The following is a 15,078-nucleotide window of genomic DNA, read 5'->3' as shown; positions in this document are numbered from 1 at the left end:
CCCCCGGCGGGCTTAACAGGAGTCGTTATGAAATATGTTGGAGCGCACGTCAGCGCCTCGGGTGGCGTAGCCAATGCTGCGGTGCGTGCCGCTGAAATCGGAGCGACGGCGTTCGCTCTGTTCACCAAAAACCAGCGTCAGTGGCGCGCCGCGGCACTCACCACGGCCACTATTGATGAGTTCAAAGCCGCCTGTGAAAAACACGGTTACACCTCCGCGCAAATCCTGCCGCACGACAGCTTTCTGATTAACCTCGGGCATCCGGAAACCGAAGCGCTGGAGAAATCCCGTCATGCGTTTCTGGATGAAGTGCAGCGCTGCGAACAGCTTGGCCTGAGCCTGCTCAACTTCCACCCCGGTAGCCATTTGTCGCAGATCCCGGAAGACGCGTGCCTGGCGCGCATTGCTGAGTCCGTGAACATCGTGCTGGCGCAAACCGAAGGCGTTACGGCGGTGATTGAAAACACCGCAGGCCAGGGCACCAACCTCGGTTTTAAATTTGAACATCTGGCCGCCATCATCGACGGCGTGGAAGACAAATCCCGCGTCGGCGTCTGCATTGATACCTGTCACGCTTTTGCAGCCGGCTACGATCTGCGCACGCCTGAAGAATGTGAAAAAACCTTTGCTGAATTCGATCGCATCGTCGGCTTTAAGTACCTGCGCGGTATGCACCTTAACGACGCGAAAAGCACCTTTGGCAGCCGCGTTGACCGTCATCATAGTCTGGGCGAAGGCAATATCGGTCATGCGCCGTTTAGCTGGATTATGCAGGACGCGCGTTTTGACGGTATTCCGCTCATTCTGGAAACCATTAATCCGGATATCTGGGCAGAAGAAATTGCCTGGCTGAAAGCGCAGCAGCACGCAGCCTAATCAAAAAAAAAGGGACAGCTTTCGCTGTCCCTTCGTTTATGCAGTTCTCAATTACGCGACTTTCACTTCGGCGACCGCTTCCGGGCGTTTCAGGAAAGCGTAAGCCAGGCCTGCCAGCAGCGTACCGGCAACAATCGCCAGCAGATAACCAATCACCGGCGTGATTGCGCCTGGGATCAGCAGCACGAACAGACCACCGTGCGGTGCCATCAGTTTCGCGCCAATCGCCATGGAGATAGCACCGGTCACTGCGCCACCCACGATACAGCATGGGATCACACGCATCGGGTCACGTGCAGCGAACGGGATCGCCCCTTCAGAGATAAAGCACAGACCGAGAACCAGTGCCGCTTTACCGCCTTCCTGCTGACCTTTATCAAACTTGTTGCGGGCAACCAGGGTCGCAATGCCCATCGCCAGCGGTGGCACCATACCGGCAGCCATAATCGCCGCCATTGGCGCATACGTCTGGGTACTCAGCAGGCCAACCCCGAAGGCGTAAGCCGCTTTGTTCACCGGACCACCCATATCGGTACACATCATGCCGCCGAGGATTGCACCCAGCAGAACCGCGTTGGCGGTGCCCATGGTTTGCAGCCAGTGGGTCAGACCCGTCAGGATGCCGGCAACCGGTTTACCGATCAGGTAAATCATCGCCAGACCCACAATCAGGCTGGAGAACAGCGGAATGATCAGGATCGGTTTCAACGCTTCCATACTTGGCGGCAGCTTCACCTTCTGGCTGATGGCTTTCGCCACGTAACCGGCAATAAAGCCCGCAATAATCCCGCCAATGAAGCCGGAACCGGTGCTCACCGCCAGCATACCGCCGATAAGACCTGGGGTCAGACCCGGACGGTCAGCGATGGAAAAGGCAATATAACCTGCCAGAACCGGCACCATCAGGGCAAAGGCTGAACCCCCACCAATTTGCATCAGCGCGGCGGCCAGGGTGTCCGGGGTTTTAAACGCTTCGATACCAAAAGCGAAGGACAGCGCGATACACAGACCGCCCGCCACCACCATCGGCAGCATGTAAGACACGCCGGTCAGCAGGTGACGATACGCGCCGCCGCCTTCTTTCTTACCTTCACTTGCCGTCTGGGTCTGGCCCGATGGCTGATAAGGTTTCGCTTCTGCCTGCGCTTTATCCAGCTCCTGCGCGGTTTTCTTCAGCGCAAGGCCGGTCGAGGTGCGGTACATCGGCTTACCGGCAAACTTCGCCAGATCCACTTCGATATCCGCCGCCACGATCACCAGATCGGCTTCGGCCACTTCTTCCGGGGTGATGGCATTGCCAGCGCCCACGGAGCCACGAGTCTCAACTTTTACCCACCAGCCGCGTTTTTTCGCTTCGGTTTCAATGGCTTCAGCCGCCATAAAGGTATGGGCTACGCCAGTCGGACAGGCAGTCACAGCCACGATGCGCTTCACGCCACCCGTGGTCGCAGGTGCGGCGGCAACCACCGGCGCGCTGTACGGCGCGGCGTGATTTTTCGCTTCACTCAGGAACAGTTCCGGGTGGGCGACGGCGCGATTGATATCGCCCAGCCACACTTTTTTACCGCTCAGCGCGCTGTCATTCGGCACGCTTGCGCCCAGTACAATCGCCAGCTCCGCTTCGTGCGGGTTGTCGATGAGTTCAATGTTTGCTTTTTGCGCCGCCACGCCCAGCAAGGTTTTCGCCATATAAGTGCGAGCCTGTCCGAGTCCGGCGTCAATAATCAGCAGCGTTTTCATTATGCCTCTCCTGCTGTTAGTTAAAGGGTTTTAAGTCAACACGCGCCATCATCGCGGCCAACTGGGTACGATCGGTAATACCAACGTTACTCTGGCTGACAGCAAGGGCTGCAACAGCGGTAGCAAGACGTAACGTATGTTCACTGGATTCACGCATCAGCAGGCCATAGATCAACCCGCCAACCATCGAGTCCCCTGCGCCAACGGTGCTTACCACTTCCATTGACGGCGGTTTGGCGATCCATTCGCCGGAAGCGTTAACCCACAGCGCCCCTTCTGCGCCCAGAGAGATCACCACATGGGCAATCCCCTGCTCGCGAAGCGCGTGAGCGGCTTCAATCACATCTTTCAGATCCGGTAATTTGCGGCCCGCCCAGATTTCCAGCTCGCGGCGGTTTGGTTTCACCAGCCACGGCGCGGCCTTAAGACCGGCGACCAGCGCTTCGCGGCTGCTGTCGAAAATAATGCACGGACACTGGCTGCGCAGGCGCGTCATCCAGTCGGTGAACGCTTCCGGGCTGACGCCCGACGGCAGGCTACCGCTGACGCACACCATGTCGAACTGGCCCAGCCAGCTCAGGGAATCCGTTACAAAACGCTCCCAGTCGGCAGGCGTTACTTCAAAACCAGAGAAGTTAAAATCGGTGACTTCACCGTCTTTTTCGGTCAGCTTGACGTTGATGCGGGTACGGCCCTGCACCACCTGAAAACGGTTAGCAATGCCCAGTTCGCTGAACAGTTGCTGAAAGCCATCCTGGTTATCTTTACCGAGGAAACCACCGACGGTGACATCAATACCTAAGTCTTTGAGAACTTTAGCAACGTTGATGCCTTTACCGGCGGCGTGCAGACCGGTGGTACGCACGAGGTTGACTTCACCGCGCTCCACTTCAGGGGTATAGCCGACTAAATCGTAAGCCGGGTTGAGGGTGATCGTTGCGACACGTCTGCTCATTATGCGCCCTCCCCCAGACCTGCGGCGATGGCGTCGCCAATCGCTTTCAGCGCCTGTTCAGCATCATCGCCCTGAGCGGTAAAGCGCAGGTGATGGCCTTTTTTCACGCCCAACGCGACCACTTTCATCAGACTACGGCCGTTGGCCGGTTTACCAGTGCCGTCGAGGTTGGTGACGGTGATCTCGCTGTTAAATTGTTTGATGGTGTTAACCAGCATGGTGCCCGGACGCGCATGCAGACCGTGTTCGTTGCGCACCACAAATTCCGCGCTCAGCACATCTTCCGCCAGCGCATCATCGCTGGTCAGCAGTGCCAGCAGGGTGGCAGCATCAGCATTCAGCAAACGGTCAGCTTTGCTGTTAATCAGCAGATCGCTCAGGCGTTTAAGCACAGCAAGCGGCTGATCGTCGGTCATCGCCACACTCACCAGCAGTTGTGCCTGCTCACCGTCGACGTCAAACGCGCTGGCGGCACGGCTGACAGCAACCGCACTGCCGGTATTGCCTTCAGCACTGTCGTTCAGCCAGATGCCCTGACCGAGGTTCAGCGGTTTGTCGTTAATCGCACGCGTAACGAAGGTGGTGTCAGCCGCGCCCGCTTCTTTCAGACGGCCTGCGTTGATGGCCTGTAAGGTCACCAGATCGCTGGTAACGATATCGAGCGTCAGCAGGCTGTTGTCGAGCTTCAGCGCTTCGCTCTGTTTTTCACCCATCAGCAGGGCGCGGAGTTCTTCCGCCGTGGTCGCGGACTGCAACTGCGCGGCAACGGCGTCATCGCTCAGCACATGCGTCAGCTGACGCAGCAGGCCCAGGTGTTCATCAGAACTGGCGGCGATACCGATGGCCACATACGCCACCTGCCCATCGCCCCACAATACGCCTTTCGGGAACTGGTAAACCTGAACGCCGGTTTTCAGCACCTGGTCACGGGTGTCGGTAGTGCCGTGAGGAATAGCGATGCCATTGCCAAGGAACGTTGAGGTTTGCTGCTCGCGGGCAAGCATGCCATTTACGTAGCCATCAGCGACGTTCCCCGCCTGCACGAGGGCAGCGGCGATCTGGCGAATGGCGTCTTCTTTATTACCGGCCTGCTGGCCTGGATGGATGTCCTGAACGGATAACTGGAACATATGTCTCCACTCCTGCTGAAATTGAATCGTTTCAGCTACTTTGTGAATTAATGCGCTATCCTGATTTCAGAATGAATACAGATAGCGCTGAAACGTTTCAAGAAGTCTTGATCTTTCTACGTCTGCAAGCAAGAAATGTTGTATATCTGCTTTCATAATTTAGATGTAAAGCACATTTCCGCAACACGGATTTAAAAAATGCTGACGCTTTTTGCCTGCCGCTGCGTCTGTTTCAGCAACGTCAGCCTTAACGATAATCGTTTTGAAATGCTATTTTGATTTTTCGTGGCAGATTCGGTCAGATTACTGTTCATTTTCTGACAGGCGGCGTACACTCCGCGTCTCTTTCAAAACACGATATAAACAGATGCAAAGTTCACCCGCTGCCGCCTCCCCAAAAACACGCGACTGGACGTCATCAGCTTTCCTGATTGTGGCTTTCCTCACTGGTATTGCCGGTGCACTGCAAACGCCGACGCTGAGCTTATTCCTGACTAATGAAGTCCACGCCCGCCCGGCGATGGTCGGCTTTTTCTTCACCGGTAGCGCGGTCATCGGCATTCTGGTCAGCCAGTTTCTTGCCGGGCGCTCAGACCGCAAGGGCGACCGTAAAAATCTGATTGTTTTTTGCTGTCTGCTGGGCGTGATGGCCTGCCTGCTGTTCGCCTGGAACCGTAACTATTTCATTCTGCTGTTTGTGGGCGTGTTTTTGAGCAGTTTTGGCTCGACCGCCAACCCGCAGATGTTCGCACTGGCGCGTGAACATGCCGATCGCACGGGCCGTGAAGCGGTGATGTTCAGCTCCATTCTGCGTGCGCAGGTTTCACTGGCATGGGTCATTGGCCCGCCGCTGGCCTACGCGCTGGCGATGGGATTTGGCTTTACGGTGATGTACCTGAGCGCGGCCATTGCCTTTATTGTCTGTGGGATTATGGTGTGGTGCTTTCTGCCAACCATGCGCAAAGAGCCGACGCTTGCCACGGGCGTGCTGGAAGCGCCGCGCACTAACCGGCGTGATGCGCTGCTGCTGTTTGTCATCTGCACATTAATGTGGGGCACCAACAGTCTCTATATCATTAATATGCCGCTGTTTATCATTAATGAACTGCATCTGCCGGAGAAACTGGCGGGCGTGATGATGGGGACCGCCGCCGGGCTGGAAATCCCGACCATGCTGATCGCAGGCTATTACGCAAAACGCTTTGGTAAGCGTTTCCTGATGCGCATCGCGGTCATCGCCGGGCTGATTTTCTATGCCGGGATGTTAACCGCGCACTCCCCAGCCGTGCTGCTGGCTTTACAATTGCTGAACGCCATTTATATCGGCATTCTCGCCGGCATCGGTATGCTCTATTTTCAGGATTTGATGCCCGGTCAGGCAGGCGCGGCGACCACACTGTATACCAACACCACGCGCGTGGGCTGGATCATTGCCGGGTCGCTGGCCGGGATCGTGGCCGAGTTCTGGAGCTACCACGCCGTGTTCTGGTTTGCGCTGGCGATGATCGTTATCACCATCCTGTGCCTCGGTCGGATTAAAGACGTTTAGGGCGCGGTTTGCGTTTCCAGATCGATCAGATACACCATCGCCTGGGTGCGCGTTGCGCCGCACATCTCCCGCGATGGCTGTAGCCCCGCACACACTTTCGGTCGCAACGGCGAGCGAAACAGCTTACAGCGCAGGTGCTCATCAAGCTGCACGCAGGGGGTATTCGCGGGTTTGCCGTCGGGCATGCCGGGAATGGGACTGCTAATTGACGGGGCGGTACAACAGGCTCCGCAATCCGGACGACACTCCATATTCGGCTCGCTTTTTTGGGTGGGATGAGTGGTCTTCGCGCGCACGCTATCACTTTTTGTGGTGAACATGCAAAACATGCTGATTCCGCTTGCCTGGCGCACGCCTCGCGAGTAATTTGTCGCGATATTTTCGCCATTTTTCTAAACAGGATTAATAATGCCAAGAGCTAACGAAATCAAAAAAGGTATGGTGCTGAATTACAACGGCAAACTGCTGATTGTTAAAAATATTGATATTCAGTCTCCGAGCGCCCGTGGCGCTGCCACGCTGTATAAAATGCGTTTTTCTGACGTCCGCACCGGGCTGAAAGTGGAAGAACGTTTTAAAGGCGATGACATTGTTGATACCGTTACCCTGACCCGTCGTTTCGTTGACTTCTCTTATGTTGATGGCAACGAATACGTGTTCATGGATAAAGAAGACTATACGCCGTACATCTTTACCAAAGAGCAGATCGAAGAAGAATTGCTGTTTATCCCGGAAGGCGGGATGCCGGATATGCAGGTACTGACCTGGGACGGCCAGTTGCTGGCGCTGGAACTGCCGCAGACGGTGGATCTGGAAATCGTTGAAACGGCTCCGGGGATCAAAGGCGCGTCAGCAAGTTCACGTACCAAGCCTGCGACCATGAGCACCGGTCTGGTGGTTCAGGTGCCGGAATACCTGACGACGGGTGAGAAAATCCGTATCCATATCGAAGAAAGCCGCTATATGGGCCGCGCGGATTAAGTCTGCGTTTCCCCTCACCCCGCCCTCTCCCCATGGGAGAGGGAGAAAGGCAGGTTCGTGCTCGCTCTGTCCCCTCTCCCTGAGGGAGAGGGTTAGGGTGAGGGGATAACCGTTAACCTACAGCAGTTCACGGAACAGCGTTTGCTTCAGCGCCAGTTCAACACCGCGCACTTCTGCCATTCCTTTCAGACGGCCAATCGCTGAATAGCCTGGATTGGTTTTCTTACGCAGATCGTCCAACATCTGGTGACCATGATCCGGGCGGAAAGGGATTGGACGCAGATCGCCTGCGTTTTTACGGCGCAACTCTTCTTCCAGAATCGCTTTCACCACCGACACCATATCCACATCGCCCTGCAAATGCGCGGCTTCATGGAAGGTTTTCGGGTTCTCTTCACGGCAGGTGGAACGCAGGTGGGTGAAGTGAATGCGGTCACCGAAGGTTTCCACCATCCGCACCAGATCGTTATCGGCGCGCACGCCGTAAGAACCGGTGCACATGGTGAAGCCGTTGCTGATGCTGTCTACACACTCTTTCAGCCACTGCATATCTTCAATGGTCGAAACAATACGCGGCAGACCGAGGATCGGACGCGGCGGATCGTCCGGGTGAACGGCAAGGCGCACGCCCACTTCTTCCGCGACCGGTACAATCGCCTTCAGAAAGACCGCCATGTTTTCACGCAGCTGATCTTTATTAATGCCATCGTAGTCCGCCAGACGTGCGCGGAACTGATCCAGCGTATAGCCCTCTTCTGCGCCCGGCAGACCGGCAATAATATTGCGGGTCAGCTTTTCGATTTCAGCTTCACTGGCAGCCTCAAACCAGGCTTTCGCCTGACGCTGCTCTTCATCGCTGTAATCGGCTTCAGCACCTTTACGCTTGAGAATATGCAGTTCAAAAGCAGCAAACGCGATCTGATCAAAACGCAGCGCTTTCGAACCATCCGGCAGTTCATACTCCAGGTCGGTACGCGTCCAGTCGAGGATCGGCATAAAGTTGTAGCACACGGTATCAATACCGCAGGTGGCCAGATTGCGGATGCTTTGCTGGTAGTTCGCAATCCACGTCTGATAGTCACCGCTGTGAGTTTTGATATCTTCATGCACCGGAATACTTTCAACAACAGACCAGGTCAGGCCTTTTTCAGCCAGCAGCGCCTGACGCTGTTTGATCTCTTCTACCGGCCAGACCTGACCGTTAGGAATATGGTGAAGTGCAGTTACGACGCCCGTTGCGCCAGCCTGACGCACATCGTCAAGAGATACCGGATCGTTTGGGCCATACCAACGCCAGGTGTGTTCCATCGCCTAACCCTCTAAAAGTTGTTATACCAATGTATTTTGACTCAATGACGACTACCATACATGTTTCTGTTTAGGGATCAAACACCGCCCAACGTTTGATTGATCCAGCTCACAAACCCCGGATATTTACGGCTTACCAATTCAATTTGCTGTCATATAACTTTACACTGCATTTTGTTAATTATTGGTTAATCAGGTGTGTATCTAATGAAGACAATTGCCACCGCGCCGCTGCCGGAAAGCGTGCGGTTACCGCGCTACGATCGTGATAACCTGCGTTCGCGCATCGTACATTTTGGCTTTGGTGCCTTTCACCGCGCCCATCAGGCGCTGTTAACTGACCGGGCACTGAATGCCCAGGGTGGCGACTGGGGGATCTGCGAAATCAGCCTGTTCAGCGGCGATAAACTGATGACGCAGTTGCGCGAGCAGAATCACCTGTTTACCGTGCTGGAAAAAGGGGCCAACGGCAATGAGGCCATTATCATTGGTGCCGTGAATGAATGCCTGAACGCAAAACTCGATTCTCTCGCTGCAATTATTGAAAAATTCTGCGAGCCGCAGGTCGCCATTGTTTCCCTGACCATTACCGAAAAAGGCTACTGCATCGATCCGGCGACCGGCAAACTCGATCTCAACCAGCCGCGTATTGCCCACGATCTGCAAAACCCCTCTGAACCCCATTCCGCACCGGGCATTCTGGTTGAGGCACTGCACCGCCGCCGCGAACGCGGACTGGCCCCTTTTACGGTGCTCTCCTGCGATAACATTCCTGATAATGGTCACGTGGTGAAAAACGCGGTGCTCGGCATGGCGCAGCAGCGTTCCGCTGAACTGGCCACGTGGATAAGCGAACAGGTGAGCTTCCCCGGCACCATGGTTGACCGTATTGTCCCGGCGGCCACTGACGAGTCGCTGGCTGAAATCACCCAAACCCTCGGCGTGGAAGATCCGTGCGCCATCAGCTGCGAGCCGTTTATTCAGTGGGTGGTGGAAGATAATTTTGTCGCGGGCCGCCCGGAGTGGGAAGTGGCGGGCGTACAAATGGTGCAGGACGTGCTGCCGTGGGAGCAGATGAAGCTGCGGATGCTGAACGGCAGCCATTCATTTTTAGCTTATCTCGGTTACCTGGCCGGGTTTGCCCACATCAGCGATTGCATGGAAGACACGCATTTTCGCACTGCCGCCCGCCGTTTAATGCTGGACGAGCAGGCCCCGACGCTGCGCATCACCGATGTGGATTTAACCGCCTATGCTGACAGCCTGATTGAACGCTTTGCTAATCCGGCGCTCAAACACCGCACCTGGCAAATCGCCATGGACGGCAGCCAGAAACTGCCCCAGCGTATGCTCGACGGGATTCGCGTGCACTTACAGCGTGGCACGCCGTGGCCGCTGCTGGCGCTTGGCGTTGCCGGATGGATGCGCTACGTGAGCGGCGTGGATGATGCCGGAGAGCCGATTGATGTACGCGATCCGCTGGCCGATAAATTCCGTGCCATTACCGATGCCAGTAACGAAAGCGAGCGCGTAGCCGCTCTGCTCGAACTGAAAGAAATCTTTGGTACCGATTTGCCACAGAACCCTGATTTTGTGAAAGCCATTACGTCTGCCTTTGCACTGATCGCCCGTAAAGGCGCGCATCAGGCGGTAATCGACTCCCTCAATAGTTAACAATTCCTGCCCTTATCGCGGACAGAAAATGCTTCTGTCCGCCCTTTCCCTTCTCTTTTCCCGTTTTTTTCGCCAGGATTATCTTTATTGTTACAGGATAACAACATCAAGAATAATTCACGGAGTAAATGTGACTAAAACCAACCTGATCACCGGTTTTCTCGGTAGCGGAAAAACGACCTCCATATTGCATTTGCTGGCGCAAAAAGATCCGGCTGAAAAGTGGGCTGTACTGGTCAATGAATTTGGCGAAGTGGGCATTGATGGTGCCCTGCTGGCCGACAGCGGCGCGCTGTTAAAAGAGATCCCCGGCGGCTGTATGTGTTGTGTGAATGGTTTGCCGATGCAGGTTGGATTAAACACGCTACTGCGCCAGGGGAAACCTGATCGTCTGCTGATTGAGCCGACCGGCCTCGGTCACCCGAAGCAAATCCTCGATATGCTGACCGCTCCCGTCTATGAACCCTGGATCGATTTGCAGGCGACACTGTGCCTGCTCGATCCCCGTCAGTTGCTGGACGAAAAAGCGGTTAACAATGAAAACTTCCGCGATCAACTGGCGGCGGCAGATATCATCATCGCTAATAAAGCCGACCGCGCGACGCCGGAAAGTGAAGCCGCGCTTACGCAATGGTGGCAGACCTTCGGCGGCGACCGTGAACTGATCCACGCCACCCAGGGCAATCTCTCCCCCGCTTTGCTGGATCAGCCGCGCCGTAATCATCGTGAGCTACCGGCCAGCGCCGCGCATCAGCATGGACATTCGCAGAACAAAGGCCTGGCGGCACTCAGTTTACCCACGAACCAGCGCTGGCGGCGCAGTCTGAACAGCGGCCAGGGGCATCAGGCCTGCGGCTGGATTTTTGATGCCGATACCTGCTTTGACACCATCGGACTGCTGGAGTGGGCACGTCTCGCGCCGGTCGATCGTGTAAAAGGCGTGATGCGCATTGCTGAAGGCCTGGTACGCATTAATCGCCAGGGGCATGATCTGCACATCGAAACGCAAAACGTGGCCCCGCCTGACAGTCGCATCGAGTTAATCACCGCTTCAGAGGCTGACTGGAACGCACTTCAGTCCGCTTTGTTGAAGCTTCGTTTAACCGACGGGAACTAACGTTACGGCTGATTTTTCTGGATTGATAAAAAATATGAAGACGCGACTTTCCCTGATTCTTTTGCTCAACGCCGCCGGACTGGCGCTCTTTTTATCCTGGTATTTACCCGTCAATCACGGAATATGGTTTGGCCTGGATGCCGCCATTTTTCACTTCTTTAACCATCAACTGGTTGAGAGCAATGCCTTTTTGTGGCTGGTGGCGATCACCAACAATCGCGCGTTTGACGGCTGTTCCCTGCTGGCGATGGGCGGTCTGATGCTGTGGTTCTGGTTAAAAGAAGACAAAACTGGTCGCCGTCGCATTCTCATCATCGGGCTGGTGATGCTGCTTACCGCTGTCATCATTAACCAGTTAGCGCAGGCGTTTTATCCGGTAAAACGCGCCAGCCCGACGTTGTTTTTTGATCATATTCACCGCGTCAGTGAATTACTGGATTTTATTCCGACTAAAGATGCGTCGAAAGACAGCTTCCCTGGCGATCACGGCATGATGCTGCTTATTTTTTCAGCAATTATGTTCCGCTATTTTGGCCGCGCGGCAGGATTTATTGCCCTCATTATATTTGTGGTTTTTGCTTTCCCACGCGTAATGATTGGCGCGCACTGGTTTACGGATATTGCCGTTGGATCGCTTTCCGCCGTGCTAATAGGATTGCCCTGGTTTCTGCTTACGCCGCTGAGTGATAAATTAATTTCACTATTTGATCATTATCTGCCTAATAAAAACAAACAACTTTTAAACAAATAAATAACAATATTTAACGCAAATCCGCAGGGGTCGCTTTCGATCCCTGCAAAAAAGTATTGCCTCTCACTGCTGCTGTCATCACGCCGTAATAAAATTCCTCTTGCAAATGAGTGATATGCCTGTTTTTTAACTCAAATTGCTTACATTTTGAGCAAAGTTAATTTGTGTCTGTCTGTATCACAATTTCTTATAAAAAATCACAGAAAAGCGCTCGCAATGCATAGGGTGATAGGGTAATCTCGGGGACGTTTCGCCTCACAGAGATAAAGTATTCAAGCGGTAAATTAATTTGTGCGTTTCGCCACAGATTTGACCAACAAGAATTGTCTCCTTGTGCGCAGGTAATTAATCTCGTCACGTTTGGCATTTATATAGCGATATTTATCGTTAAGGACTTCAAGGGAAAATAAACAACATGGTCAAATCTCAACCGTTTTTGAGATATCTCTTGCGGGCAATCCCCGCGTTAGCAGTCGCGGTACTGCTTTCAGCTTGTTCAACTAATACCGCAAAGAATATGCACCCTGAGACGCTTGATGTGGGTATTGAAGATGCCTCTTCACTGCAAGCCTCTCAGGATGAATTTGAAAGTATGGTTCGTAATCTTGATGTTAAATCACGCATTATGGATCAGTACGCGAGCTGGAAAGGCGTTCGTTATCGTCTTGGCGGCGAAACCAAAAAAGGTATCGACTGTTCTGGTTTCGTTCAGCGCACTTTCCGTGAGCAATTTGGTTTAGAATTGCCGCGTTCTACCTATGAACAACAAGAGATGGGTAAGTCCGTGTCACGCACCAGTTTGCGTACCGGCGATCTGGTATTGTTCCGCGCCGGTTCTACGGGCCGACACGTAGGTATCTACATCGGTAATAACCAGTTTGTTCACGCCTCCACCAGCAGTGGGGTAGTGATTTCGAGTATGGACGAGCCATACTGGAAAAAGCGCTATAACGAAGCGCGTCGCGTTTTAAGTCGTAGTTAAGCGATCTTTTGTCGGTTTTCCCTTGGCTGGCAAAAGATACAAAAAAGAAGCGCTGCTCCGGCAGTGCTTTTTTTTGCTTTTTTTTTAACGAATTCCTTTTATCTGCATTACTGCTCCCCTGCCTGCGCCGTGAAATATTTCCCAAGCGCCAGCGCGTCCATTATGATTCATTTGGCCCCTGCGTCTGGTAAAAGGATGATGACCTGATGATGTTAGTGCGCGTAGTGATGATGCTGTTGGCGTTATGGAGTCTGTCTTCTGCAGCGCAGACTATTAAAGAAAATTATGCTTTTGCAGTTATTGGCGAACCCAAATACGCCATTAACTTCACCCATTTTGATTATGTTAATCCGGCAGCGCCGAAAGGCGGCAATATTACTCTGGCGGTGATCGGCACCTTTGATAACTTCAACCGCTACGCCCTGCGCGGTAATGCCGCCGTTCGCACGGAAGATCTGTATGACGCGCTGTTTACCACCTCCGACGATGAGCCAGGCAGTTACTATCCGCTCATTGCTGAAATGACCCGCTACGCCGACGATTTCTCCTGGGCTGAAATCTCCCTCAATCCCAAAGCTACTTTTCATGATGGTTCCCCCATTACCGCGCGCGATGTGGCGTTTACGTTCAATAAATTTATGACCGAAGGGGTGCCGCAGTTTCGGCTGATTTATAAAGGCACCACGGTGAAAGCTATTGCGCCGCTGACCGTGCGCATTGCGCTGGCAAAGCCGGGGAAAGAGGATCTGTTAAGCCTGTTTACGCTACCGGTGATGCCGGAGAAATTCTGGAAAGATCATAAACTCAGCGATCCGCTGGGCAAGCCGCCGCTCGGCAGCGGTCCGTATCGCATCAGCCAGTGGCGCATGGGGCAATACATTACCTATACGCGAGTGAAAGATTACTGGGGCGCATCGCTGCCGGTAAACCGTGGCCGCTGGAATTTCGATAATATCCGTTACGATTACTATCTCGACGACAATGTCTCCTTTGAAGCCTTCAAAGCGGGCGCGTATGACTTCCGCCAGGAAGGAGACGCGAAAAACTGGGCCACCCGCTATCTCGGCAAGAATTTCGCCAGCCACTATATCGTTAAAGACGAACAGAAAAACGAGTCGGCGCAGAACACACGCTGGCTGGCCTTCAATAACCAGCGTCCGCTGTTTAAAGATCGCCGCGTGCGCGAAGCCTTAACGCTGGCGTTTGATTTTGAATGGATGAACAAGGCGCTGTTTTATAACGCCTACGCGCGCGCCAACAGTTATTTCCAGAATACGGAATACGCCGCGCGCAATTACCCGGATGCGGCTGAACTGATGCTGCTGGCTCCGATGAAAGCGCAACTGCCCCCCGAAGTCTTCACCGCGATTTATCAACCGCCCGTGTCGAAAGGCAACGGCTTTGATCGGGGTAATCTGCTGAAGGCCAGCCAGTTGCTGAAAGAGGCAGGCTGGGAGCTGAAAGACAAAAAGCTGGTTGACGCCAAAACCGGCAAGCCCTTCGCCTTTGAATTGCTGCTTCCGGCGGGCAGCAATAACCTGTGGGTGATGCCGTTTCAGCACAATCTGGAACGTCTCGGCATTACGCTTAACGTGCGTCAGGTGGATAACTCCCAGCTGACCAACCGCCTGCGTTCCCGCGACTTCGACATGATGCCGCGCACTGTGCAGACAACGCCCTGGCCTGGCACCGATCTGCAAATCTCCTGGGGTTCGGAATACATTGATTCCACCTATAACACCCCCGGCGTCACCAGTCCGGTTATCGATAATCTGATCGCGCAGATCATTGCCGCGCAAGGGAATAAAGAGAAGCTGGTCCCGCTGGGACGCGCGCTGGATCGGGTGCTGACCTGGAATTATTACATGTTACCGATGTGGTATATGCCCTCCGATCGCCTGGCGTACTGGGATAAATTCTCCATGCCCGCCCAGCGCCCCATCTATACCATCGGGTTTGATACCTGGTGGTACGACGTCAATAAAGCGGCAAAACTGCCCGCCGCCAGACGTTAA

At 54.2% G+C, this 15,078-nt stretch carries 13 protein-coding genes; 8 read left to right on the top strand and 5 right to left on the bottom strand.

The genetic code is table 11. The features are described from left to right. The first annotated feature begins 27 nt into the window (after window positions 1-27). Window positions 28-876 carry a deoxyribonuclease IV gene (gene nfo, locus BM373_RS01640; protein ID WP_090458700.1) on the top strand — a complete coding sequence of 283 codons (849 nt, stop codon included), beginning with the start codon at window positions 28-30 and terminating at the stop codon, window positions 874-876. Window positions 877-927: 51 nt separating this feature from the next. Here the strand turns inward: nfo and fruA are convergent, their stop codons facing one another. Genes fruA through fruB form a run of 3 tightly spaced genes read right to left on the bottom strand, consistent with a single transcriptional unit; the run spans window position 928 to window position 4,701 of the window. Next, window positions 928-2,616 carry a PTS fructose transporter subunit IIBC gene (gene fruA, locus BM373_RS01635; RefSeq protein WP_090458698.1) on the bottom strand — a complete coding sequence of 563 codons (1,689 nt, stop codon included), beginning with the start codon at window positions 2,614-2,616 and terminating at the stop codon, window positions 928-930. A 16-nt stretch (window positions 2,617-2,632) separates the two neighbouring features. After that, window positions 2,633-3,571, bottom strand: coding sequence for a 1-phosphofructokinase (fruK, locus tag BM373_RS01630; RefSeq protein WP_090458696.1), 939 nt, complete (start codon window positions 3,569-3,571; stop codon window positions 2,633-2,635). Continuing rightward, window positions 3,571-4,701, bottom strand: a complete 1,131-nt coding sequence (gene fruB, locus BM373_RS01625; RefSeq protein ID WP_090458695.1) for a fused PTS fructose transporter subunit IIA/HPr protein — start codon at window positions 4,699-4,701, stop codon at window positions 3,571-3,573. The genes fruK and fruB overlap by 1 nt, the downstream gene beginning before the upstream one ends. Window positions 4,702-5,068: 367 nt before the next feature. Between fruB and setB the strand changes: the two genes are divergently transcribed. Next, the gene (gene setB / locus BM373_RS01620; protein ID WP_090458693.1) at window positions 5,069-6,250 is read left to right on the top strand and encodes a sugar efflux transporter SetB; all 1,182 of its coding nucleotides are present in this window, start codon (window positions 5,069-5,071) and stop codon (window positions 6,248-6,250) included. Here the strand turns inward: setB and BM373_RS01615 are convergent. Beyond that, window positions 6,247-6,501 (bottom strand): YkgJ family cysteine cluster protein, encoded by a 255-nt coding sequence (locus BM373_RS01615; RefSeq protein WP_090459948.1) that lies wholly within the window; start codon window positions 6,499-6,501, stop codon window positions 6,247-6,249. The genes setB and BM373_RS01615 overlap by 4 nt on opposite strands. A gap of 157 nt (window positions 6,502-6,658) precedes the next feature. Here BM373_RS01615 and yeiP point away from each other — a divergent pair, with 157 nt between their 5' ends. Next, entirely contained in the window at window positions 6,659-7,231 is a 573-nt protein-coding gene (gene yeiP, locus BM373_RS01610; protein WP_090458690.1) for an elongation factor P-like protein YeiP, read from the top strand. A gap of 117 nt (window positions 7,232-7,348) precedes the next feature. On the opposite strand, the gene uxuA is transcribed toward yeiP, so the two are convergent. After that, complete coding sequence (gene uxuA, locus BM373_RS01605) at window positions 7,349-8,539, bottom strand: mannonate dehydratase (protein WP_090458688.1); 1,191 nt, start codon at window positions 8,537-8,539, stop codon at window positions 7,349-7,351. 207 nt (window positions 8,540-8,746) lie between these two features. Between uxuA and BM373_RS01600 the strand changes: the two genes are divergently transcribed. The 5 genes from BM373_RS01600 (at window position 8,747) to BM373_RS01580 (ending at window position 15,078) form a co-directional block, all read left to right on the top strand. Then, complete coding sequence (locus tag BM373_RS01600; RefSeq protein WP_090458685.1) at window positions 8,747-10,213, top strand: mannitol dehydrogenase family protein; 1,467 nt, start codon at window positions 8,747-8,749, stop codon at window positions 10,211-10,213. A gap of 130 nt (window positions 10,214-10,343) precedes the next feature. Continuing rightward, on the top strand, window positions 10,344-11,330 hold the full coding sequence (locus BM373_RS01595) for a CobW family GTP-binding protein (RefSeq protein WP_090458683.1): 987 nt from the start codon (window positions 10,344-10,346) through the stop codon (window positions 11,328-11,330). A 34-nt stretch (window positions 11,331-11,364) separates the two neighbouring features. Continuing rightward, window positions 11,365-12,081, top strand: coding sequence for a phosphatase PAP2 family protein (locus BM373_RS01590; RefSeq protein ID WP_090458681.1), 717 nt, complete (start codon window positions 11,365-11,367; stop codon window positions 12,079-12,081). A 415-nt stretch (window positions 12,082-12,496) separates the two neighbouring features. Then, a complete protein-coding gene (mepS, locus tag BM373_RS01585; protein ID WP_090458679.1) occupies window positions 12,497-13,063 on the top strand; it encodes a bifunctional murein DD-endopeptidase/murein LD-carboxypeptidase in 567 nt (188 codons plus the stop codon). A gap of 209 nt (window positions 13,064-13,272) precedes the next feature. Beyond that, window positions 13,273-15,078 carry an extracellular solute-binding protein gene (locus tag BM373_RS01580; RefSeq protein ID WP_090459946.1) on the top strand — a complete coding sequence of 602 codons (1,806 nt, stop codon included), beginning with the start codon at window positions 13,273-13,275 and terminating at the stop codon, window positions 15,076-15,078.

This window comes from Enterobacter sp. kpr-6 (assembly GCF_900116015.1).
GTDB lineage: Bacteria > Pseudomonadota > Gammaproteobacteria > Enterobacterales > Enterobacteriaceae > Enterobacter_D.
The sequence above is the reverse complement of the archived record's forward strand: the minus strand, read 5'-3'. Positions and strand labels throughout refer to the sequence as shown.